The organism is Rossellomorea sp. FM04394, assembly GCF_041889765.1.
In the GTDB taxonomy this organism is placed as follows: Bacteria; Bacillota; Bacilli; order Bacillales; family Bacillaceae_B; genus Rossellomorea; species Rossellomorea aquimaris_B.
Genome location: NZ_CP168654.1, coordinates 1,124,184 through 1,145,766, shown reverse-complemented (window position 1 = coordinate 1,145,766; position 21,583 = coordinate 1,124,184). Strand labels below are relative to the sequence as shown.

At 42.9% G+C, this 21,583-nt stretch carries 22 protein-coding genes; 7 read left to right on the top strand and 15 right to left on the bottom strand.

Annotation, left to right across the window (positions count from 1 at the left end; all coding sequences use genetic code 11):
- Positions 1–58: 58 nt before the first annotated feature.
- Together ACCB35_RS05715 and ACCB35_RS05710 are read right to left on the bottom strand one after the other, a co-directional pair.
- Positions 59–976: a ketopantoate reductase family protein gene (locus ACCB35_RS05715; protein WP_374056144.1), complete on the bottom strand. Its 918-nt coding sequence runs from the start codon at positions 974–976 to the stop codon at positions 59–61.
- 128 nt (positions 977–1,104) lie between these two features.
- Positions 1,105–1,713, bottom strand: a complete 609-nt coding sequence (locus ACCB35_RS05710; RefSeq protein WP_374056143.1) for a methyltransferase — start codon at positions 1,711–1,713, stop codon at positions 1,105–1,107.
- A gap of 308 nt (positions 1,714–2,021) precedes the next feature.
- On the opposite strand from ACCB35_RS05710, the gene ACCB35_RS05705 reads away from it, so the two are divergent.
- Both ACCB35_RS05705 and ACCB35_RS05700 read left to right on the top strand, forming a co-directional pair.
- Positions 2,022–2,981 (top strand): sodium:calcium antiporter, encoded by a 960-nt coding sequence (locus tag ACCB35_RS05705; RefSeq protein WP_374056142.1) that lies wholly within the window; start codon positions 2,022–2,024, stop codon positions 2,979–2,981.
- A gap of 151 nt (positions 2,982–3,132) precedes the next feature.
- Positions 3,133–3,810 carry an NAD(P)H-dependent oxidoreductase gene (locus ACCB35_RS05700; RefSeq protein WP_374056141.1) on the top strand — a complete coding sequence of 226 codons (678 nt, stop codon included), beginning with the start codon at positions 3,133–3,135 and terminating at the stop codon, positions 3,808–3,810.
- A gap of 49 nt (positions 3,811–3,859) precedes the next feature.
- Here the strand turns inward: ACCB35_RS05700 and ACCB35_RS05695 are convergent, their stop codons facing one another.
- The 6 genes from ACCB35_RS05695 to ACCB35_RS05670 all read right to left on the bottom strand — a co-directional run bounded on the left by ACCB35_RS05695 (position 3,860) and on the right by ACCB35_RS05670 (position 9,094).
- The gene (locus ACCB35_RS05695) at positions 3,860–5,107 is read right to left on the bottom strand and encodes an ATP-binding protein (RefSeq protein ID WP_374056140.1); all 1,248 of its coding nucleotides are present in this window, start codon (positions 5,105–5,107) and stop codon (positions 3,860–3,862) included.
- 37 nt (positions 5,108–5,144) lie between these two features.
- Positions 5,145–5,714, bottom strand: a complete 570-nt coding sequence (locus tag ACCB35_RS05690; RefSeq protein ID WP_374056139.1) for a helix-turn-helix domain-containing protein — start codon at positions 5,712–5,714, stop codon at positions 5,145–5,147.
- Between the two features lie 221 nt (positions 5,715–5,935).
- Positions 5,936–6,994 (bottom strand): C45 family autoproteolytic acyltransferase/hydolase, encoded by a 1,059-nt coding sequence (locus ACCB35_RS05685; protein WP_374056138.1) that lies wholly within the window; start codon positions 6,992–6,994, stop codon positions 5,936–5,938.
- A gap of 78 nt (positions 6,995–7,072) precedes the next feature.
- Complete coding sequence (locus ACCB35_RS05680; RefSeq protein ID WP_374056137.1) at positions 7,073–7,591, bottom strand: hypothetical protein; 519 nt, start codon at positions 7,589–7,591, stop codon at positions 7,073–7,075.
- 216 nt (positions 7,592–7,807) lie between these two features.
- A complete protein-coding gene (gene clpP / locus ACCB35_RS05675; protein ID WP_301280436.1) occupies positions 7,808–8,407 on the bottom strand; it encodes an ATP-dependent Clp endopeptidase proteolytic subunit ClpP in 600 nt (199 codons plus the stop codon).
- Between the two features lie 3 nt (positions 8,408–8,410).
- Positions 8,411–9,094, bottom strand: a complete 684-nt coding sequence (locus ACCB35_RS05670; RefSeq protein WP_374056136.1) for a sigma factor-like helix-turn-helix DNA-binding protein — start codon at positions 9,092–9,094, stop codon at positions 8,411–8,413.
- A gap of 183 nt (positions 9,095–9,277) precedes the next feature.
- Here ACCB35_RS05670 and ACCB35_RS05665 point away from each other — a divergent pair, with 183 nt between their 5' ends.
- From ACCB35_RS05665 to ACCB35_RS05650, 4 genes are read left to right on the top strand one after another with little or no spacing between them, the layout of a single operon-like run.
- A complete protein-coding gene (locus tag ACCB35_RS05665; protein ID WP_374056135.1) occupies positions 9,278–9,946 on the top strand; it encodes a response regulator transcription factor in 669 nt (222 codons plus the stop codon).
- Between the two features lies 1 nt (position 9,947).
- Positions 9,948–11,318 carry a sensor histidine kinase gene (locus ACCB35_RS05660; protein WP_374056134.1) on the top strand — a complete coding sequence of 457 codons (1,371 nt, stop codon included), beginning with the start codon at positions 9,948–9,950 and terminating at the stop codon, positions 11,316–11,318.
- A 51-nt stretch (positions 11,319–11,369) separates the two neighbouring features.
- Positions 11,370–12,428, top strand: coding sequence for an ABC transporter permease (locus tag ACCB35_RS05655; protein WP_374056133.1), 1,059 nt, complete (start codon positions 11,370–11,372; stop codon positions 12,426–12,428).
- A gap of 1 nt (position 12,429) precedes the next feature.
- Positions 12,430–13,083 carry an ABC transporter ATP-binding protein gene (locus ACCB35_RS05650; protein ID WP_374056132.1) on the top strand — a complete coding sequence of 218 codons (654 nt, stop codon included), beginning with the start codon at positions 12,430–12,432 and terminating at the stop codon, positions 13,081–13,083.
- A gap of 39 nt (positions 13,084–13,122) precedes the next feature.
- On the opposite strand, the gene ACCB35_RS05645 is transcribed toward ACCB35_RS05650, so the two are convergent.
- Both ACCB35_RS05645 and ACCB35_RS05640 read right to left on the bottom strand, forming a co-directional pair.
- Complete coding sequence (locus ACCB35_RS05645; RefSeq protein ID WP_374056131.1) at positions 13,123–14,145, bottom strand: hypothetical protein; 1,023 nt, start codon at positions 14,143–14,145, stop codon at positions 13,123–13,125.
- 116 nt (positions 14,146–14,261) lie between these two features.
- On the bottom strand, positions 14,262–15,128 hold the full coding sequence (locus tag ACCB35_RS05640) for a DMT family transporter (RefSeq protein WP_374056130.1): 867 nt from the start codon (positions 15,126–15,128) through the stop codon (positions 14,262–14,264).
- A 241-nt stretch (positions 15,129–15,369) separates the two neighbouring features.
- Here ACCB35_RS05640 and ACCB35_RS05635 point away from each other — a divergent pair, with 241 nt between their 5' ends.
- Positions 15,370–16,905 carry a multicopper oxidase family protein gene (locus ACCB35_RS05635; RefSeq protein ID WP_374056129.1) on the top strand — a complete coding sequence of 512 codons (1,536 nt, stop codon included), beginning with the start codon at positions 15,370–15,372 and terminating at the stop codon, positions 16,903–16,905.
- A 148-nt stretch (positions 16,906–17,053) separates the two neighbouring features.
- On the opposite strand, the gene ACCB35_RS05630 is transcribed toward ACCB35_RS05635, so the two are convergent.
- The 5 genes from ACCB35_RS05630 to ACCB35_RS05610 form a co-directional block, all read right to left on the bottom strand.
- Positions 17,054–17,488: an SRPBCC family protein gene (locus ACCB35_RS05630; protein ID WP_374056128.1), complete on the bottom strand. Its 435-nt coding sequence runs from the start codon at positions 17,486–17,488 to the stop codon at positions 17,054–17,056.
- 33 nt (positions 17,489–17,521) lie between these two features.
- Complete coding sequence (locus ACCB35_RS05625) at positions 17,522–18,298, bottom strand: SRPBCC domain-containing protein (RefSeq protein ID WP_374056127.1); 777 nt, start codon at positions 18,296–18,298, stop codon at positions 17,522–17,524.
- A gap of 201 nt (positions 18,299–18,499) precedes the next feature.
- Positions 18,500–19,204, bottom strand: coding sequence for a lactate utilization protein C (locus tag ACCB35_RS05620; RefSeq protein ID WP_374056126.1), 705 nt, complete (start codon positions 19,202–19,204; stop codon positions 18,500–18,502).
- Positions 19,191–20,630, bottom strand: coding sequence for a LutB/LldF family L-lactate oxidation iron-sulfur protein (locus ACCB35_RS05615; protein WP_374056125.1), 1,440 nt, complete (start codon positions 20,628–20,630; stop codon positions 19,191–19,193). Before ACCB35_RS05615 ends, ACCB35_RS05620 begins: the two co-directional genes overlap by 14 nt.
- Positions 20,631–20,646: 16 nt before the next feature.
- The gene (locus tag ACCB35_RS05610) at positions 20,647–21,363 is read right to left on the bottom strand and encodes a (Fe-S)-binding protein (protein WP_374056124.1); all 717 of its coding nucleotides are present in this window, start codon (positions 21,361–21,363) and stop codon (positions 20,647–20,649) included.
- Between the last annotated feature and the right edge of the window lie 220 nt (positions 21,364–21,583).

Here is a 21,583-nt window from a genome sequence, read left to right as displayed (position 1 = left end):
CTCCATTCCACAAAAAAACACCCAACACCTTAAAACAGGTATCAGATGTCTCTCACATTTATTTACTTGCCGACTCATAAATCTTCAAATTCCCATAAATCAAACGCAATTCACGCGCTTCGATCCCCTCTGCTTCTGCAGCCTTCAATAAATAACCGTATAAATGATCTGCTTCTACAGAGAGACCTTTTTCCATATCCCGCTGTAAGGATGACTTCATGCTATAGCCCATTTGATTGATTTTGTCGTATTGGGCATCTTCTATTTTCTCAGCAAGTGGCGCTTTCAAGCCTCTCATAATCATAGCCGCTTCATAAAGGACTCCTTTGATCATATCTGCACCCTCTGCTATTTCCCGAATAGGGCCAATCGGTGAACGGTACAGGGATGTGACACCTGAAAGAGTAGTGATAAACAAATATTTATGCCACATTTCCTGCTCGATGGTGTGGGATAATCGGAAGTTAGCTTTCGTCCCTGAGAATGCCTCTTCAAGCTTTGTGATTCTTTCAGTCCTTTCACCATTTCTCTCCCCAAAAGCAAGGTCATGTATCGGACTTGATTGAATGACTTTTCCTGTTTCGTTAAGCGTCGACTCCACAAAGCATAAACCGCCAATCACTCTTTCTTCCCCGAATGCTTCTATAAGATCATCTACGTGAGACATTCCGTTTAAAAGTGGAAGTATCATCGTATTTTCACCTACAAAGGAGTGAATACTCTCGATAGCTCCCTTAAGATGATAGGCCTTGGTTGAAAGGATAATGGCGTCAAAGGTCTCTGCTTTTTCTACTGATCTAAGCGTTTTCGGCTCGCAGTGAAAATCACCATGTATACTTTCAATATGCAACCCATGCTCTTTCAGCTGCTGCTCTCTTTTCTCCCGAACTAAAAACGTAACGTCCTCGCCCTTCTCTACTAATCTACCGCCGAAGTAACCCCCAACGGCACCAGCGCCAACAACTAATATTCTCATATCATCTGCCTCCCTTTACTATTCTCTTGCTATATGACTATTTTCCGCTATGAAAGCGGATAAATCAAAGAAAATGGTGCTTGCCCTCTTAAGAGACAAGCACCATTCACAAGTAATATTACCTCTGCCTAATACCTCAGACCATAAACCAAAAACCGCTCATACTCATTCTGTTCATATTCCCCTGACAAATTAACCTCTTTACGCAATACGAACAAGGGATGATCTTCTAAATAATGAACATAGTCGTCTGAGCTATAGTACAACACGATCTCGATATCCCGGGGCGAGGTTTCTAATGAAAAGAGGATATTATTGATGACCCTCATAAAAATCTGTACGGAAAACGGATTAAAAAAGTAGAAACGGTTATCGTGCGGGTGAATTTTATACTCTTCTGCCAGGCAATGATAGAAGTAAAGATTTTCTCTATTATTTTTTGCTTTATTTATATAACTCTCCCGGTTCTCCACTGCTTCTTCGTAGAATTCTTCGTTCATTTCTATTCCTACAACGGTAGATTGAAAAAGATGATGGATAAAAAAATTCAGCCTTCCTTTTCCACAGCCAAAATCAACGACCCGGTCGCTGCTTTTCAACTGGTAGTTCCTGAATAATTCTTCCAGAGCTTGATACGGAGTCGGCTCATACCGGTGATAATGAAATGACCGGTGAAATCCCAACTGTAACTTACTCGTTCGAACACCTAATAAATCATCATAATGCTCTTCCTTCATACATACTCCTTCATTTCATTATTAACATCATATTTAAACACTTGTTTCACTGGATATTCCCTTTCCACTTTACTCACTTTCCTCATCAAACTTTTTCTATATATGAGCACTTTCATTGACAAACCTTATAAATCTTAATACATTAATAGTAACAAGGGGAGTAGCGACCGGTAAACGGCTGGTGAATCGTCATCCCGGTATGAAAATACCTGGTTCATCAGGCTAGGCTAATTCTTTAGTACGCAAGACCTTGGTACAAAAATTTGTGCCGGGGTCTTTTTTGTTTGCGCTGGCTAGGAGGAGATTACTTGGTTTACATCGTCTTTTTACTGGCTGCTGCCATTGTCGTTGCAGCTGCTATCTACCTGAATCAGTTCGGAGATGTCATTAGTAAGAAGTCTTCATTAAGCGGAGCTGTCGTAGGTACCTTCCTTATTGCAGGGGCAACTTCACTCCCTGAATTAACAACAAGTTTAACGGCGGTTTATATCGATAACCCTGACATTGCCGTTGGAAATATGCTCGGCAGTAATGTGTTCAATCTATTTATTCTGGCAGTGGTGGATCTTATTTACCGTAAACAAAGATTGTTCCAAAAGGTGAACAGGAAAGCAAATATTCCTTCTGCCCTATTCGGGTTCCTGTTTCTCATGATTATCATTTTCGCCCTTTTCATGCCGGGTTCCATTGAATTCTTTGGCGTTGGGATTGAGATGTTCATCATTATCATTCTATACTTCGTTGCGATGAAATTCGTTTCCAGAGATGATGCAGAAGGAGAAGCCGTACCTACGAAGGATTATTCCCTAAAAGCGGCCATCATCGGTTTTATCATTGCAGCACTTGTCGTATTTGCGTCAGGAAGTGTGCTTTCGATTGCAGGTGACCAATTGGCAAAGGCAACGGGCATGAACGCAAGCTTTGTCGGAAGCTTTTTGATCGCTGCTTCCACTTCCCTGCCTGAGCTTGTTACAGTCCTTGCTGCTTTTAAACTGGCAAACTACAATATGGCGATCGGCTCAATTCTCGGAAGCAATCTGTTTAACATACAATTGCTCGTCCTGACCGATGCACTTTACCGAAAAGGTGCCATCCTTGAAGCAGTCGACACGTCTCATATCTTTATCGCGGGATTAGGATTATTAATGACACTCGTCATCGTCTACTTGCTTCTTCGTCCAACAAACGTGATGAACAAGTGGAGATATATGGCTCCATCCTTTATTATAACCGTTTTATATATTGTCGTATCGTATGTATTGTTTTAGACACACCAAATGCGTGCCGCGGCACGCATTTTTTCCTTACCTTGCTTCAAAATTAAACGATAAAGAGTCGTTCAGGCACATCACATGATTCACCTCTTCACTTATGGTAAATTAAACATGATTGAATCAATGGAAAAGGAGTGAATGTTTAATGGCTGATAATAAAGAGCAAGTAAAGCAAGACATTTTAGATGCCTACCATTTCAGACATGCAACAAAGGAATTCGATCCAAACAAGAAGGTGTCCGATGACGATTTCCGATTCATCATGGAAACGGGACGTCTGTCACCAAGCTCATTTGGATTCGAACCTTGGAGATTCGTCGTAATTCAAAACCCCGAACTGAGAGAAAAGATCAAGAACACTGCATGGGGAGCATACGGAAAGCTGCCCGAAGCCAGTCATTTCGTCGTGATCCTGGCCAGAACGAAAAAAGATACGAAATACGATTCACAATACTTACAGGATCATTTTAAAAACGTGAAACACCTGCCGGAAGATCATATGGCAAAATACTTAGAAAAGATCGAGCAGTTCCAAAAAGTTGATTTCGATTTATTGGAAGGCAATCGTCCCCTATACGATTGGGCCGGTAAGCAAACCTATTTAGCCCTTGGGAATATGATGACAGCAGCCGCTCAAATCGGTGTCGACTCGTGTCCGATCGAAGGCTTTGACATTGAAAAGATGAATAAGCTTTTAGACGAGGAAGAATTGTTGGAAGATGGTCGTTTCAGCATTTCCGTCATGGTTGCATTCGGTTACCGGGTGAAGGAACCGGCACCGAAAACACGTCGGCCTTATGAAGATATCGTGAAGTTTGTTTAATCAAAAGAAAAGGAATCTGGCTTGGTTGCCAGACTCCTTTTCTTTTGATTTAGCCAGCCTCTATCTTTAAAGACTTATGCAATTCTATATAAACCGTCGTACCTCTATTCAATTCACTTTTCACTTGAATATTACCCTTCATAGAATGAACAATAATGTTTGCCGCCATTACTCCCAAGCCGGTTCCTTCGTTCTTCGTCGTAAAAAACGGCTCTCCAAATCGATGAATTTGCTCCTTCGTCATCCCCAACCCAGTATCGGTTATGGCAATAACCAGGTTTTCATTCTCCATCATTTCTACGGAGAGTTCCCCGCCTTGTGGCATGGATTCTATGGCATTTTTCATAATGTTTCCGATACATTTCCGGAAACTGTGGGATTGGCCTTTTACAAAGATATCATCAATGAGATGATATCTAAATGACACGTGTTGAGCCAAAGGTTTTGCCATCTCTATCAGCTCCACAATGGAATGTTTTACATTGATATGTTCCATTTTGTCCGGTGTTGAGTTAGTAAAGGTCAGATAGTCTTCAATGACGTGAGTAGCTTGATCGATCCCTTTCAAAGATAAATCAATGAACTGCTTTTGTATTTTTTCATCTTTTTCTTCTCGCATCAGCTGCAGGAATCCTTTGGAGGAAGTTAAAGGGTTTCGCACCTCATGGGAAATACTCGCAGCTAATTGACTTATAACTTGGAGTTTTTCATGTTGAGACAATGTTCTTCTCATCATCATTAGTTTTCGAATCATTTCAGCAATCATGACTGAGATAATGGTTGCAGTTAAAGGTATGACAACAAGGTATATGTATTCATTCATCGTAATTTCAGCTTCATAAACATATCCAAATACGAGATTGAATACAGTCATGCTAAAACAGATCACTACGGTAAAAAGCATTTTCACTTTTTTCTTAGCACGTAGAAATCCATTGGAAAAAGCCGCCAAAATTAAAAACGTCATAAAATAATTCAAAATGACAAGATGGATAAGTCCACTACCGATGAACATATATCGCAATAAAATGATGACGATCATTAAAACAAAAGAAACAAAGGGCCCAAAGTATAAACTCGCTAAGAAAAAAGGAATCCTTCTTAAATCTACATAAACGCCGGCCGCAAGCTCATGACTGAACAACACACATAACAAAATCGTAATGGTTGAGAGTACGATGACGATACCTTTAGAAGGGGTCTTCCTTTTGAAATCATAATACAATGCAAAGGCTAATAGCCCTACTATAATAAATGAAAAGTTTAATAATAAGTTAGTTAAAACAGAATCGATCATATGAACACCCCTATCTCATATCTATCAAACCTGCCTTTCATGAGTGAATTTTTTGACTACAATTCGTTACCTCCTCCTTTAGCAATTTAGTGGAGGCAGAGCTTCCGCCAATCAATTCACCCTCCTCATTAAATAATGGATGACAGGTAACATCATACTCATGAGTACTATCCGATAGGGGAAAGGAAATTTTTTTTCTAATCGATTTACGTTTTTTGATGACCTCTTGTTTTATTCTCATTAACTCTCTGGTGCCATCATTATCTTCTAGCTCCACATCCCTTCTGCCAATCACCAAAACAGGATCGAAATCTGGGTGGGGATTAAATATCCACGTATATCTGAGCTCTAGATCAAAATGGGCAACAATCATGGGGGAATCTTGCAGGGCAAAATAAAACGGACTAACCTCTAATTCGAAGATGGAAACATGAAAGTTCAGTATATTTGCCAAGTCCTCTGCCAGCTTCCTGCTTGGTACTCTCACACCATTTTCGATCTTTGAATAATAGGATCTGTCGATGTGAACTAGATGTGAAATCTCTTCTTGGCTATATCCTTTAATTTTTCTTAATCTTTCTAGCCAATTCCTTTTCTGCTGACTCACTCGCATCCCTCCTATAAAGCAACCTTTCTAGTTCTATTATACTGATTCTAAATCCAAAAACTATGTGACTATTTTGTCACTATTGCAAAAAAACGTAAAACCGACTAAAAGGCCCATAATTAAGGAAAAATCAGAAAATATTTTCTAGTGAAATGGAAGAATACCATCAGCATTCTTCTGTCAAAAAAAAGAACCTTGGGAATACTCCCGAGGTTCTACTATTATTTACTAAACCAATCCGCTCCTTCATCCATGTGAACAAAGGGAATATCCGTATCCACTTCTCCGGTTATTCTTTCAAGTACTGCATCTTCCCCCTCAAGCCACTGGGTAAAATCAAACACAACAGGTTCACGGTCCCCACCCAGGGCAAACCAAACCTTCATTTCGTTAGGGAAATAAGCTGATGTATGGATGGTGCCAGCCCAGCTTCCGTATAAATCTGAAAAAACGCCTTTATCCGTGTCGTTCATTAAGCGGAATGCGCTTAGAGCATCTGAAGACTCGTTTTCTTGAAGGATTCCTAATCTTCGCTTGGAATCCAATAAATGATTTCTATTTTCGTGCTTCATCACTTCAAAATGATTCGTACACATATTCGACTGCCGAACCTCTACGCCACGAGGGGACGTTTCAACGATAAACGTTTCACCGCTTTTGTCATACACCACATAACTAAACGAGTGCCGGTGAGGAATTTCTTTTAGCATCTCAACGGCTTCCGATACATCTCCGCATGATTCCAGAATCAAACGTCCAATCATACAGCAAATAAAGCCATCCCCTGGGTTTTTTCGATGCATGAAGTTATAACCAATCGCCAATCCTTTCTCATTCATACCGTCCATCCGTCCCGTTACCCGTTGACTCGGTCCAATGATACTATAACCGCCATCCGTCGGCTGGTAAAACGTATACCTTCCCTCATACGTTTTCGGATGATAATCATAATTCCGGATCAAATAATTTTCACCCGTCATAATCGAGCAGCCCGACTTCGTATATTCAACACGGTATCCTCCAAACTCCTGCAGCACCTTCTCCAACGGCCACCCGAGCGCTTCCTGTAATCCGATAAGCTCATCCCAAACACCCGGAGCAAATCTCATGAACGCCTGCTTCGCTTCCTCAATGTTAATAGAGAAACGGGGCTTTCTTACCTTCCACTGATTCTCACGATTTCTCACTGTGATCGAATCCTTTATCCTTAACCCTTGCATATAGCCAAAATCATAATGAGATCCACGGAATTGAATCACATCGCTATGTATTGTTTTCATGATTGTCCCTCATTTTTTCAGAATGTATTCTATAAGGATAATAGAATGGATGGGAAAAAGAAAGGAATCGGAATCCTGCTACACGCGTCTATCAACCGGGAGAAAAACCATCATAACAAAGCATATGGCAAACGCCACCCCCGATACCAATAGCCCAAGAAAAAAACCGACCGAGGTCATAACCTCGTCCTCACCTGGATACTGAGGTACATACGTGACCCATTGATAGAGGATGAACAAAAATAGGAACAAATAGAAACTGCTTCCCACCATACCAGCTTTCAGGCGCTCACCCTTCTCCCACTCTTTCGCACTTTTAAGTGAACTCCACACCAGAATACTCACCACAACAGCAGCCATCATGATAACAAGGTGAAGGTAAGGAATCATCATCAAGGTAATACCATACAATATCAGTCCAGTTGCACCGAATAAAACCAGATTCATCCCGAATAAAAAACATCCGACTACCCAAGGATTCTGAAACCACTCATACTTATTCAAGGAATGAATCCACTTAAACGAATAGGTTTTTTCACTTGGCATTCTCATGAAAATGAAAATCCCGATAAGACCCAGTACTATAATCAATGTCACCGGCCATTCCTCCCTCATACACGAAGATTCCATGGTTTATTTTACCATATCCTTCTAGAATTATGGTGCATCGTGAGAAATGTACCAGGTACAAATTCAACGTTCTGTGCCTGGTACACCCTTCCCCCCTTCGTTCAGCTGCTGAATTCCCCTCAATTATCAGCAGCTGAATGACATAATAAAGGAACGGCCCAAACGACCGTCCCTTCTTTTCCATCATTTCTTCTCAATAATTTCATCAATAATCCCATATTTCTTCGCTTCATAGGCACTCATGAAATAATCACGATCGGTATCAAGGGCAACTTTTTCAACGGGCTGGCCGGTTTTTTCAGCAATGATTTCGTTGATGTGCTGTCTTAGCTTCAGAATCCTCTTAGCTGAAATCTCCAAATCTGTTGCCTGCCCACGGGCGCCACCTAATGGCTGGTGGATCATGATTTCGCTGTTTGGTAAGGCAAAGCGCTTCCCTTTTGTCCCCGCGAGCAAGAGCATCGCTCCAAAGGAAGCCGCCATTCCCGTACAGATCGTTCGAACGTCGGGACTTATATAGTTCATCGTATCAAAGATGGCGAACCCTGCTGAAGTGGAGCCACCCGGGCTGTTGATATATAAGGAAATATCTTTCTCCGGATCGTCTGCAGCAAGAAATAACAATTGGGCGACTATGCTGTTTGCCATCTGGTCATTCACTTCATCACTCACCATGATGATCCGGTCTTTTAACAATCGTGAGTAAATATCGTAGGATCGTTCGCCTTTGCTTGACTGTTCAATGACATAAGGTATGGTATTCATCCTTACTTCCTCCTTCATTCGTTATGCAGCTAGTGAGAGGACGCTTGAAGGAGAGCCAGACGTTCTTACAAATCGGCCTTGGGCAGGATCATGTGCAAGCAGGATTGGAATGTATGCTAAAAGGAGACTGGGATCCTGTGCCATTAGACTGCGGTATAAAATCGCGTTCAACTCTTCCTGAAGGGCTTCATCCCAGTAAGGTTGAATCCCGCCTCCGTCTTCATTACCGGAGAATTTCTTAAGCCTTGCCCTCGATCGATTCAGCAAGGCCTTCACAGCGGTTTCCGTCATCCCCAGAACATCTGCCACTTCAGAAATCTTGTATTGAAACGCTTCTTTTAGAACAAAGGTGACTAACTGTTTTGGGGTCATCTTCCTTGAAAGCTTTTCAATGATTTCAAGACTGATCCCCTCTTTCGTTTCTTCAGCCTTCACTTCTGGAATTTCGCCAATCGATTCCTTACTCTGTTTACGGACTTTATCCACCCATAGATGATAAGCGATTTTATTAAGTAAAGATGACCTCCACTGCTGAGCAGGGTAATGATTCAGTGCCTTACAGATGGACTCTTGAGCCAGGTCCTCACCATCCCATTTGCTCTTCGTCAGAAAATAGCAGTATCGATAGAGCTTTTGAACAAGCTCTTCCATGACTTGATCGTTTGGCTGTCGTTCATTCATTTTTAAGCCAGACCTCATTTGCATCGTCCTCACTCCTTTAAATCCTCTCATGCTTATAACGGATGAATTGGTCAAAAAGATATGGGTGAAAGGTATTTTTATCTTTATTATATCCAACAGTACTTGAATGGGTAATAAATTGGTTTATGCAGCGTGAGTTATGCTAAAGTTGATTCATAAAACAGGTGACGGAAAAGAGGATTAGTTATGATTTCAATACTTGTCGTGGATGACGATCCCCATTTACGTAAACTTATACGTGTTCATTTGGAGCAGAATGGCTACTCCGTTACTGAAGCACATGACGGGGATGCAGCCTCTGTCATTCTTGAAGCACAATCGATCGATCTCGCGATTGTCGACTTAATGATGCCGAATAAGGATGGGTTTCAATTAGCGAAGGAAATCAGGGAGAACTACGATATCCCGATTATTATTTTGACCGCCAAGGACAGTCTTACGGATAAAGCAAAAGGTTATGAAGCCGGCACCGATGATTATATGGTAAAGCCCTTTGAAAAAGAAGAGCTTCTCTTCCGTGTACAGGCGATCCTGAGGAGATTTCACCGTGCCGCTCCCCAGAAAATCCGTCTCAATGACATGATTCTTGACAAACGATCGTACGAAGTGAAGGACGGATCAAAAATAATCATCCTTCCTCTTAAGGAATTTGAATTATTATATTATTTAGCAAGCTTCCCTAACAGAACCTTTTCACGGGAAGAGATCATTCAACAAGTATGGGGAATGGATTTTGAAGGGGATGACCGAACGATTGATGTCCATATTAAAAGGCTGCGTGAACGGTTCCGTCACTCCCATGATTTCTTGATCACCACTGTACGTGGAATCGGCTATAAATTGGAGGTGACCTAAAATGCGCTCCCTGTATGTCCGGATTGTTGTCGTCACCCTTCTTATCATGATGACGAGCAGTATCATTGCCTTCATCGGTTCCAATCTTTACTATCAGCATATATTAAAGCCTTCAAATGATGAAAAAAACACTGAAATCGCGAAAGATATCGTTGATTTATATCATGCAGCATCACTGGACGCCCCTGCGTTCTTTCAGAAAACGGCGAAGCTCAGCTATCAATTTTATGTAACAGATGGCAATGCTCCTGGAACATTTTACGGAGAGGACTTTCGTGATCAAAGTATTTCTCCCGAAATTGTAGAAACGGTCGTGAATGGATCCACTTACCATGGAATTGCGAATTATCCCTCTACCACATTTGTGACTGGATTTTTCTCAAATGAATTAACCAATAGCATTGGTGTTCCTATTGACATCGATGGAAAACCTCATGCCCTGTTCATGAGACCCAATGTGAAACAACAGTTTAATGAAATTCATATTCTTTTATCCGTCCTGCTTGTATTCACAATACTTCTCAGCATGCTGATCGTTTTCTTCAGTACCCGCTACCTTGTGAAACCGATCCGTGAATTGACGAATGCCACGAAGAAAATTGCCGGTGGTGAGTATTCGATTCAATTGAATCAAAGCCGAAAGGACGAAATCGGTACCCTTGCCCGCTCCTTTACTTCCATGAGCCGGCAGCTGATGCAGGTGGAGAATATGCGACAGGAGTTCGTTTCAAATGTTTCCCATGAAATCCAGACGCCCCTGTCCTCCATGAAGGGCTATGCCAATCTGCTTCTCTCCCCTTCCTTGTCAGAAGAGGATCGGGAACATTACTTAAAAGTGATTGAATCAGAAAGCAACCGGCTGTCGAAGCTGAGTAAGCAGCTGTTGACCCTCGCTTCTCTCGATAAGGACAATGGATTGATTCAACATGAACCCATCAACATGACTCAATTGCTCCAAAATCTCATGAAACAAACACGATGGCTGTGGGAAAGAAAAGACCTCGCTGTGTCCTTGGAAGCCGATGATGTTACTTATAACGGCCACGAAGAGCTGCTCTATCAAGCATTTGAGAACCTATTGGCAAATAGCATCAAATACACTCCCCCAGGGGGCGAAATTAACCTGTTCCTTCACAAACATCACCAGGGGTTCAGATTTATTATTGAAGACAGCGGAATCGGAATTTCTCCTGAACACCAGGAAAAGATATTTGAACGTTTTTACAAAGTGGATGCCTCACGGAGCAAAGAAAAGGATAGCAGCGGCCTTGGTCTTTCCATTGTCAAAAAGATCATCACCCTGCACCAAGGTGAAATCCATGTCGAAAGCAGGACCAATAAAGGAACCACCTTTACAGTGATTCTTCCTTAATCCGTTGTTCATCTTCCGTTCATACTTCTCTTTTATCATAAGGGAGAAGTTATGAAAGGGAAGGTGATTTTTTTGTTTCTGGCATGGAAAGAATTGCGTTATGCGAAGATGAAGTTTTTATTAATGATTGGCATCATCACTTTAATCACAAGCCTGGTCCTATCGATCTCAGGACTTGCCAATGGATTATCGGTTGATAATGCTTCGGCTATAAAGAATATGCCTGCTGATACCTATGTCGTGAAAACGGGCGACACACATCAGCTTGAACGGTCACAGTTAACAGAACAAGATATTTCTTCGATAAAAGGGGGATCCCCTCTTGGTCTGAAAATGGTAGAGATCAATCAGGGAGACAAGACAGTAAATGTAAGCCTATTTGGCGCTGATCCCGAGAGTGCTTTCATGCCAACGACGGCAGAACACGCAAAGCTTACGCCCTATGAGGTCCTTGCCGATCCTGGCCTTAAGAAAGAAGGGTTTGAGATTGGGGATTCTTTCACCTATGACGACAAAGAGTGGACGATCAAGGGATTTACTGAAAAACGATTCAGTTACGGCCACACCCCGGCCATTTTTACATCTCTGGAAACATGGGAGGATCTTTTTGGAGATTCGTCCGTTTACCAAGCCGTTTTATTTACCAATAAAAAAACGATCGACACACCTTCAAAAATGGAGTCGGTGTCTAAAGAAGAGATACTATCCAATGTGCCTGGCTATTCTGCAGAACAAGGTTCTCTAAATATGATGGTGATCTTTCTGCTCATCATATCAGCGATTGTCTTAGCCACCTTCTTCTATGTGATGACCCTGCAAAAGCTTCACCAATACGGTGTTTTAAAGGCGATAGGGACGAAAGTGAGCGTTCTTCTCCGTTCATTATTCGCGCAAATCTCCACCCTTACCATCGCCGGCATCGTTGCAGGGAATGTCGTTACCTATGGACTTACATTCGTGATTCCGGCAGGCGTACCTTTTGAATTATCCGTCACCATGATTCTATCCAACAGTGCATTAATCCTACTGATGGCGTGGATCGGTTCACTTTTATCCTTTAGAAGCATTGTGACTGTGGATCCATTACAAGCAATCGGGAGTGTGAAATAAGATGACGGCCATTTTAGAGTTACATGATGTGAGCAAAACATATGAACAAGGAAATGAGAAGCTGACGGTATTGGACCATGTATCCATGAAGGTGAATCCAGGTGAGTTCGGTGCCATATTGGGCCCTTCCGGATCGGGAAAAAGTACGCTTCTCTCCATCATAGGAGCCTTGACCAGTCCCTCCAGTGGTGAAGTGAAAATGAACGGGCGAAACGTCCACAATCTAAACGAGAAAGAACAAACATCACTTCGCCTCAAAGAGGTTGGGTTTATTTTCCAACAATCGAATCTGGTTCCTTTTTTAACCGTGGAAGAGCAATTAGTGTTTGTGGGAAAGCTGAATAAACAAGGGGAAAGTCTTCGGAAACGAGCAGGGGAATTATTGTCCCATCTCGGAATGGCAGAACGCTTGTCCCATTACCCAGAACAGCTGTCTGGTGGCGAACAACAGCGGGTTGCCATCGCCCGTGCCCTCATGAATGAACCGAGGTTGATCCTTGCAGATGAACCTACTGCAAGCCTGGATCAAGCCCGCGGCAAGTCCGTGGTGGAGCTTCTCGCCAAGGAAACGAAGGATAGAAATATCGCCACCATCATGGTGACCCATGATGAAACGATGATCGGATATTGTGATTGGGTGTACCGGATGACGTGAGAAGTAAGTGCCTGGCTATTAAAGAGTCAGGCACTTTTTTCATGAAGTCCTTTTATCCAACAATTCCTTTAACTTCTCCGGGTCATCCACTCGCAGGGCAACCTCCGATACCAGCTGCTTTCTTCCCATAAACATTGTCGCTTCTACTGGTTTCTTCAGAAACAGGACCACCTGTGGACAAATTTCTTCAAAATCTTTATGCATGAAAACAAGTGCCTCTTTGCCCGGTTCCCTACCCCATTCGATTTTTTCGATTTGATTAAGAGGGAACCCTATTCGCTGCATTAATCCCTGCGTTACATAAAGATGACCATTTTTCACTTCCAGTGGATGGAGTCTGGTAATCTGAATTTCAGCTATAAACAATAGAACAGTATAAACGTTCAGAATCAAAAGAATGAAAGACAGAATCGGTAGCTTGGAATGAAGCCACCAGTGGATCCCGATCGTCTCGATTACAACGGCGTGGATAAGCATGATATTCATGGCAACGGCACTCGTCTTGTGATGCATCGTTACAGCACCATCATGGACAACCGGCTTGCGGCGCCAGCTGAATAAGGCATAGTAAACCATCAACACTTCTGAGGAAAGGATCCGAATCAGAATGTGGCTTGCCACTTTCTTCTCTACTGCCGGTAAGAAAGAAAAGATAGGTCCTACTCCGGATAACCTCATGGCCGATCGAATCATGGGATATTTTCGAATAGCGAGCAAGATAAGTCCAAACTCTGCTGCAAGGAATAACACTTCCAATCCTATCCCGGAATATAGAAGGATAGTAAACGGTGCAAATAATTCTTCAGGAATGATGAACCTGGCTAACACAAGGCCAAAGACCATCAATCCAACGACTTGCTTCTTCGACAGTTTAAACGCGGCATAGGCCAGAGCCGGGGAAATAATGATCAAATCCAGCAGTGATCCTATGACTACTCCCCTCTCCAATTCTATTGATAGAAATCGTTGAACTACCGGTTGATATAATAAAAGATTACTAAGGAGAACGACACCTAACAGGGCGATTGCCCATTTGGCTAATTTCGTTTCGCGCAGTACCATGAAAACTCCCCTCCCCGCAATAAATTCCATATACTTACATTATAACTCTTTCAGCTTTTTTGGATATACTGTTTTCAAAAAAAATCCCCATCCTGTAATGGGGATGAGGAATGGAATCATGCTTCCAGTTTTTTACCTGCTTGATTATTTTTCAAAAACATATAAAACGAAGCAGCAAAGATGATGACGTATCCGATGATGCTTAATGCGTCAGGAATCTGTCCGAATAAGAAGATGCTGATCATTGCAGAATACACGACCGTCGAATAGAAGAAAATGGATATTTCCCTTGCAGGTGCGAACTTGTAGGCCATCGTGATTCCGAACTGACCAACTGTCGCGAAAACGCCGGCGGATAACAGGTAAATCCACTGCTGAGCGCTCATCGGTTCATAAAATCCGATGACAAATGGTAGCAGCACGACCGTCGTAAAGAATGAGAAGTAAAAAACGACCGTATAAAACTTCTCCCTGCTCCCTAATACGCGTAGGACCGTATAGGCACCGGCTGCGAATATAGCGGAAAACACTCCTGCCAAATATGGAATCACATCAAAGGAGAACGCCGGTTTAATGATGAACAGTGTTCCAATGAATGCAATGATGATCGCCACCACTTGAAACACCTTCGTTCGTTCCTTCAGGAAGATGGCCGAGAAGATGATGGTCAGAAATGGACTGAGCTTGTTCAACATATCGGCATCGGATAACACCAGATGATCAATCGCATAGAAGAACAAGACGATCCCGACAGCCCCCAAGCTTGAGCGCAGCAAAAGCAGCTTCTGATTTTCTTTCTTCCCGAATAAACGTTCTTTATGATACCGGACAAAACCGAATGCGATGAATGCAGAAACAATGTTCCTGAAAAATGTTTTTTGTATCGTCGGCACATCTCCTGACAGCTTCACAAAGGCCGCCATCAATGAAAAACCAAACGCTGATAGAAGTAATAGGAGTATTCCTTTATTTCGATTTGACATGACTTCCTCCAATTTCATTTGCCAATAGTAGGATCAATTGAGTGAATTAATTTTGGCAACTTAGATAGTGTAACAAATTTATGATGATTTATGGAGAATTTAAACTTATGTAATAGAACCTATTTTTGATATGAATTTTGACACTATTAACCTTCACTTGAAACATATTTTATAGGGAAAAAGGATATTTAAGCAACGACCGAAATACATATCAATAAGTGATTCCATATAAAGGAGGAATATGATGCTTAAAAAATTCGTCGATCCACTCCCTGTTATGGAAACGATTCAGCCCTCTTCTTGTGGAAAGAATACTTTATTTTTTGAAGTTTCCATGAAAGAAGTCATGCAGAAACTGCACAGTGATTTACCACCGACTAAAGTATGGGGCTATAATGGACGATTCCCCGGTCCCACTTTTAGAGTAAAACGCAATCAAACCTTGCAGGTATTATGGAAGAATGAACTTCCAGAGGAACATTTCCTCCCCGTCGATTCAACCGTTCACGGGGCGGAAAAGGAGAACCCCGAGGTCCGTACCGTGGTTCATCTTCATGGTGGAGCTACCCCTGATACGAGCGACGGTTATCCAGATGCCTGGTTTACAAAGGACTTTAAAGAGGTTGGTCCTTTCTTTGCTGTGAAAGCCTACACTTACCCGAACCAGCAGCCCGCCACTACTCTTTGGTACCATGACCATGCAGTAGGGATCACCCGCCTGAATATATATGCCGGACTTGCAGGTGCTTATATCATCCATGACGAAAAGGAGAGCTCTTTGTCCCTCCCCCAGGTGCCATACGATATTCCCTTAGTGATCATGGATCGTTCCTTCAATAAAGATGGATCACTCTATTATCCTTCACAGCCTGATCCTCCCACTACTGGTGTCAATCCTTCCATCCGCTCTAATTTCTTTGGAGACACGATCTTGATTAACGGGATGGTATGGCCATACTTAGAAGTTCAACCACGCCGCTATCGATTTCGAATGATTAATGCTTCTAATTCCCGGACGTATCAACTCTCACTCTCAAACGATAATCCGTTTATCCAAATCGGTTCCGATCAAGGTCTTCTCCCTGCACCTGTAAACGTCCGGAAGATTTTACTCGCTCCAGCTGAACGGGCGGATGTCATCCTGGACTTCTCTTCCATGAGAGGGCAAGTCATTACCATTCAAAACGATGCGCCTGCACCCTTTCCAACGGGTGACCTCCCCGATCCTGATACGACGGGAGTCCTGATGCAGTTCCGTGTGAGTAAACAACTCTTATGTATAGATACGAGCATGATTCCATCAACATTAAATGCTGTACCAAGGTTGAAAGAGAGAAATGCTTACCAAACCAGAAATCTTCTGTTAAATATGAGTAACGATCAATACAAGCGGGAAATTCACCTTTTAAATAATCAATTATGGTCGGATCCAATTACAGAAATGCCACATCTTTGGAGTATTGAGATATGGAATTTCATCAACGTTACGGAAGAATCACACCCCATCCACTTGCATTTAGTCAGGTTTCAAGTCCTCGACCGGCAGAGATTCGATAAGGAAACCTATCAAACGGAAGGTAGTGTCGTACCCATTGGACCTCGTATCAAACCCGAGGCCAATGAGCAGGGCTGGAAAGATACAGTTTGTGCAAACCCATGGGAAATGACTCGGATCATTGTGCCATTCGGTCCTTATACAGGATTATATGTCTGGCATTGTCATATTTTAGAGCATGAGGATTATGAAATGATGAGGCCATATGTGGTGATCAAATAACTATGAATACAGAAAGTCTGCCCCTTTTCAGGAGCAGACTTTCTTTAGGAAGACGTGGGGTACACACCAGATTTTTCTTGCCCATCATTCCACACAAAAAAAGGAAGACTGAATTCTCTAGTTTCAAAAGAAAACAGTCTTCTTCCTTTTAGCTCTCCAAAATGACTTTGATTTTTTTTAAATCCTTTTTGTTCGCTTTTTTCATCATGGTAGACATAAGAGGCGTCACCCATTTTGAAAAACCAGTGGGCTTTCCTTGATTTCGGAGAGTCATCCTTGTCAATTGTTCATCAAGTGCCTCCCATGTATAGGTGGTTTCCATCGGAAACGGTCCGTCTGCGGTTTTCATCACAAGCTTCCGGCCCGGGCTAAACTCCGTGATTTTATAGACGTAGGAAAGGTCCTTCCCTAAGAATCTCGCTTTAAATGCAATTTGAGAGTCAACGGTTAAAGGCTTTTCCGTCACCCATGCTGCCGAATCAATATTTACATACCATTCTGGTGCATTATCCGGATCGGCAGCATACTCTGAAACCTTATGAAGCGGGCAGCGAATCGTTATTTCTGTCAGTACATCTACCATCTTTATCTCCTTTTTAAGAACGTACTTCGTTTTTTATTTCTCTTCTACATATTTTTTCAACAGGGTACCCAGCAGGTAGTTCCACCCTTCTGAATGCTTTTCCTGCCAATCATCTTCAATGACTCCTGATGCTGTATGGGATAACTGAAGGAGCGTGGAATCACCTTTTTCAATCAAACGGTATGTGTATGCACTATTTACGGCACCTTGCATACCAAGGTGGCCATGGAGACGTATTTCCTCAGGAGCGTTAACGTAATACACCGTTCCCCAAAGTGCCCCTTCGTTTTCACGCCACTTCTCAATGAATTGCCCGCCTGGTACAGGATCAAATGTAAAGTGTGAACTAACTCCCTCAGGTGCCAGTTTAAACTCCCACCATTCCCCCGCTTGCTCGGTTAACGCTTTAAATACCTGATCCCTTGGTGCATCTATCATCACTTCTTGTTCAATACGAAATACTTTACTTTGTTCCATTCCTTCTTCTCCTCCTTTGTTTTCTGCTAATGCCCGTAACTTTAACAGCGAATTGGCGGTAGATTCCATATACTTCTCTACCCACCGATTGTGCATCTCCTGAAGTGGAACCGCGTTAAGGTAATTTCTTCGGTACTTACCTTCCCGCTTCACCACCACCAAATTCCCTTCCTCCAAAATCGTCAAATGTTTCATGATCGCATATCTTGTCACCTCGGGAAAATGCTCATTCAGTTCACCGGTTGTTCTTGCCGACTGCTTCAACAGGTCCAGGATCTCCCTTCGTATCGGGTGCCCCAGTGCCTTAAATAATGTGGAAAGTTCGTCTTTCATATTTACGATCCTTTCATTGTGATTGATATGTGAATGAATGGTCACATGTATTGTGTGACCTAATGGTAACACGTTAGGTGTGAGGAGTCAATCACGTGTTGAAGGTGATTGAGTCGGTGATGGAGAGGTTTTAACACTCCCAGTTTTACAACAAAAAACCTGAGCACCGGTGCAAAAACCAGCGATCAGGTCCAGAATTTTTCACTTGTCATCCACAATAATATACGTAGCTTTAACAGGACCATGCACACCCACAATCAAATTCATTTCAATATCCGCGCTGTTGCTTGGACCTGATATAAAATTCACACAGGATGCGACACATTCACCGCTTGCGATTCTTTTGTGAATGTCCCTTGCCACCTGGGTCATCCTTGGGACGATCGTACTTTTAGGGATGATAGCAATGTAGACAGCAGGAAGCAAGCTCACTGCGCGTCCCTTACCACCATCACTATATAAGACAACTGTCCCAGACTCGGCAAGTGTGGCATCACTAAAGGTAATACCGATATCAGCAGTCGCTGAATAAGCCAGATTCGCTTCTCCGCCATTTCGATCCCACACGCGGACATCCATCTCGTCGTCTCCTAAATCAGATAGACCGAACTCTGCAAATCGCGGGTCATCCCAGGTCACAACTGTTTTCCCGCCGTACCCCCTTATAAGATGGGGGATCAGCGTGGATAACTCAGAAGAAACAGTTTCATGTACGTCGGTATGAATTAACCGGCACTGTTTCTTTAATACGTCAACAAGTTGATCCTGAGAGTAATCTTTGTACACTTCCCATTGGGGGTTGTGACTCCATTGTGGCTTGTCTACATGAGACTTGCGCTCTCTTCCCAGATGACCAGCCAGGTTATTCAAAAACAAATCGCGATTCTTGATGCTACCGATGCTCATCCGCTTTTCCCTCCTTCTGTCTCTTTTTATACCAATCTCTGAATCGATCTTTCTTCGGTGCAGGAAACTCACGTGATTCAGTCCAGTTTTTCAATGGCCCTGGGCCGTTTGAAATCTTCCCGTCTTTTGTAAACGCAGCAAGTGTCGTTGGTGCGAGTCTGGAACCGATATTGTACATGGCTGGTGAAGCCGTTCCGAGACTGAAGGCCTTCATGGATAGATTCTCAAAAATAGGAGCCTTTCCTTCCTTCTCAACGATTTCCTGACGATGACGGAGTAAATGTTCGTGAAGTGGAATTTTCACCGGGCATGCTTCGGTACAGGCTCCGCATAATGAAGACGCATACGGCAGCTCTTTGTAGTCTTCATATCCACCAAGAAGCGGAGACAACACGGCTCCCACAGGACCGGGATAAATCGACCCGTACGAGTGGCCGCCGACATGGCGGTATACAGGACACACATTGATACACGCTGCACAACGGATGCAATGCAGAATCGACTGAAAGGCGGTTCCCAAGATTTCCGAACGGCCATTGTCGACGATGACAAGGTGAAACTCCTCAGGTCCATCCACTTCCCCTTCTTGTTTAGGACCCGTCAAAGCAGTGATATAGCTGGTCAGCTTTTGTCCTACTGCGGCACGGGTCAGCAGGCTGACGAGGACCTCCATCTCTTCCCAAGTAGGGACAATCCGCTCCATCCCCATTACGGTGATCTGTGTTTTCGGCACCGTCGTCACCATACGGGCATTCCCTTCATTAGTCACGAGTGAAATGGTTCCTGATTCGGCAATGGCAAAGTTACATCCTGTTATTCCGATATCAGCCTGAAGGAATTCTTCCCTTAACTTTTCCCGTGCGAATAAAGCGAGTTCCTCCGGTTTTTCCGTCTTGTCATACCCGAGTTTATTTCGAAATACTTCCCTGATTTGTTCCTTATTTTTATGAAGGGCAGGAGTCACAATATGTGAAGGTGGATCGTGATCATCGACTTGAAGAATCCATTCTCCCAGATCACTCTCTACAACCTCGCAACCCGCTTTTTCCAAGGCTTCATTCATATTGATTTCTTCAGTCACCATGGACTTCGATTTAACGACTTTCTTACCGTCCTTCTTTTTCACAACATTGGTAATGTATTCATTGGCTTCTTCTGCAGTTTCCGCAAAAAATACATGGCCGCCGCGTCCCGCTACATTTTCACTCAATTGCTCAAGATAATAATCCAGGTTTTCAATGGTATGGGAACGAATTTCTTCTCCAAGCTTACGCCAATCTTCCCAATTCCCCAATTCTTCCGCCGCGTTTAACCGGCCGTTCCGGAAACGCCCTTGGGCAGAGGAAACGGCTCCCCTCATAAACGTGTCGGCAAGCCCGCTTGAAACGCGATCGTTAAAGGATTGATTTCCTATTTTCATTGCCATTTGCCTTCCCCCTTTCTTATCGACTATTCAATACAGAAGCAATATGCATGACCTTTATCGGCTTGCCTTTTCTATCAATTCGTCCACCGATATTCATCAGGCATCCGCAATCGGCACCTATTAAAATATCAGCTTCTGTTTCTTCTACATGCTGCACCTTTTCATCGACCATTTGCTCTGAGATCGGGGTCATCTTCACCGAGAATGTCCCTCCAAACCCACAGCAATCATGATTTTGTGGCAGCGATTTCATTTCCAATCCTTCCACATGACTCAGGAGTTTCATAGGAGCTTCCTTCACCCCCAGCAGTCGCGTCATATGGCATGAAGTGTGATAGGTGGCCTTCCCGGTCAGCTTCGCACCTACATCCTCGACTCCCAGCACATCCACGATAAATTGAGTAAGCTCATATGTTTTATCCGCTAATTCTTGAGCACGCTTCTCCCATTCCTGATCCCCTTTAAAAAGATGAGGATACTCCTTGAACATGGTTCCACACGATCCGGATGGAGTAATCACATAGTCGGAATTCTCAAAAACGGAAATCATATGCTTCATTGATTCCTTTGCCTTCGCTACATATCCACTGTTATAAGCAGGCTGACCGCAGCACGTCTGCCTCTCTGGAAAATCAACCTCACAGCCAAGCCTTTCAAGTAGTTCAACCGTATCCATTCCCACATCTGTCTGAAAAATGTCTATTAAACAAGTCACAAATAATGATACTTTCATAGACTATCACCCATACTTTCCGGAGAATTCATTCGCTGGAATTCTCTGCTAGTTTGCTAATAGTACTAGTGTAAAACGTAGATCGCATTAAGTCAACAGGTCATCAGATGACTTAGTGTGGATTACCTTGTGGTATAAAATTCGATGCATGCTTTTGTAATTCCTCTTTTAAATAAAGTTGGTATTTCATTCAACAGTTGAAATCCCATTGAATTTTGAC

Bases quoted from the DNA above. Each gene is read 5' to 3' on its own strand.
- ACCB35_RS05620 (WP_374056126.1), bottom strand. From the start codon at position 19,204: ATGAGCATCGGTAGCATCAAGAATCGCGATTTGTTTTTGAATAACCTG.
- ACCB35_RS05660 (WP_374056134.1), top strand. From the start codon at position 9,948: ATGCGCTCCCTGTATGTCCGGATTGTTGTCGTCACCCTTCTTATCATG.
- clpP (WP_301280436.1), bottom strand. From the start codon at position 8,407: ATGAAGGAGGAAGTAAGGATGAATACCATACCTTATGTCATTGAACAG.
- ACCB35_RS05640 (WP_374056130.1), bottom strand. From the start codon at position 15,128: ATGTCAAATCGAAATAAAGGAATACTCCTATTACTTCTATCAGCGTTT.
- ACCB35_RS05615 (WP_374056125.1), bottom strand. From the start codon at position 20,630: ATGGCAATGAAAATAGGAAATCAATCCTTTAACGATCGCGTTTCAAGC.
- ACCB35_RS05645 (WP_374056131.1), bottom strand. From the start codon at position 14,145: ATGGTACTGCGCGAAACGAAATTAGCCAAATGGGCAATCGCCCTGTTA.
- ACCB35_RS05685 (WP_374056138.1), bottom strand. From the start codon at position 6,994: ATGAAAACAATACATAGCGATGTGATTCAATTCCGTGGATCTCATTAT.
- ACCB35_RS05715 (WP_374056144.1), bottom strand. From the start codon at position 976: ATGAGAATATTAGTTGTTGGCGCTGGTGCCGTTGGGGGTTACTTCGGC.
- ACCB35_RS05710 (WP_374056143.1), bottom strand. From the start codon at position 1,713: ATGAAGGAAGAGCATTATGATGATTTATTAGGTGTTCGAACGAGTAAG.
- ACCB35_RS05635 (WP_374056129.1), top strand. From the start codon at position 15,370: ATGATGCTTAAAAAATTCGTCGATCCACTCCCTGTTATGGAAACGATT.
- ACCB35_RS05700 (WP_374056141.1), top strand. From the start codon at position 3,133: ATGGCTGATAATAAAGAGCAAGTAAAGCAAGACATTTTAGATGCCTAC.
- ACCB35_RS05630 (WP_374056128.1), bottom strand. From the start codon at position 17,488: ATGGTAGATGTACTGACAGAAATAACGATTCGCTGCCCGCTTCATAAG.
- ACCB35_RS05625 (WP_374056127.1), bottom strand. From the start codon at position 18,298: ATGAAAGACGAACTTTCCACATTATTTAAGGCACTGGGGCACCCGATA.
- ACCB35_RS05650 (WP_374056132.1), top strand. From the start codon at position 12,430: ATGACGGCCATTTTAGAGTTACATGATGTGAGCAAAACATATGAACAA.
- ACCB35_RS05610 (WP_374056124.1), bottom strand. From the start codon at position 21,363: ATGAAAGTATCATTATTTGTGACTTGTTTAATAGACATTTTTCAGACA.
- ACCB35_RS05655 (WP_374056133.1), top strand. From the start codon at position 11,370: ATGAAAGGGAAGGTGATTTTTTTGTTTCTGGCATGGAAAGAATTGCGT.
- ACCB35_RS05665 (WP_374056135.1), top strand. From the start codon at position 9,278: ATGATTTCAATACTTGTCGTGGATGACGATCCCCATTTACGTAAACTT.
- ACCB35_RS05670 (WP_374056136.1), bottom strand. From the start codon at position 9,094: ATGCAAATGAGGTCTGGCTTAAAAATGAATGAACGACAGCCAAACGAT.
- ACCB35_RS05695 (WP_374056140.1), bottom strand. From the start codon at position 5,107: ATGATCGATTCTGTTTTAACTAACTTATTATTAAACTTTTCATTTATT.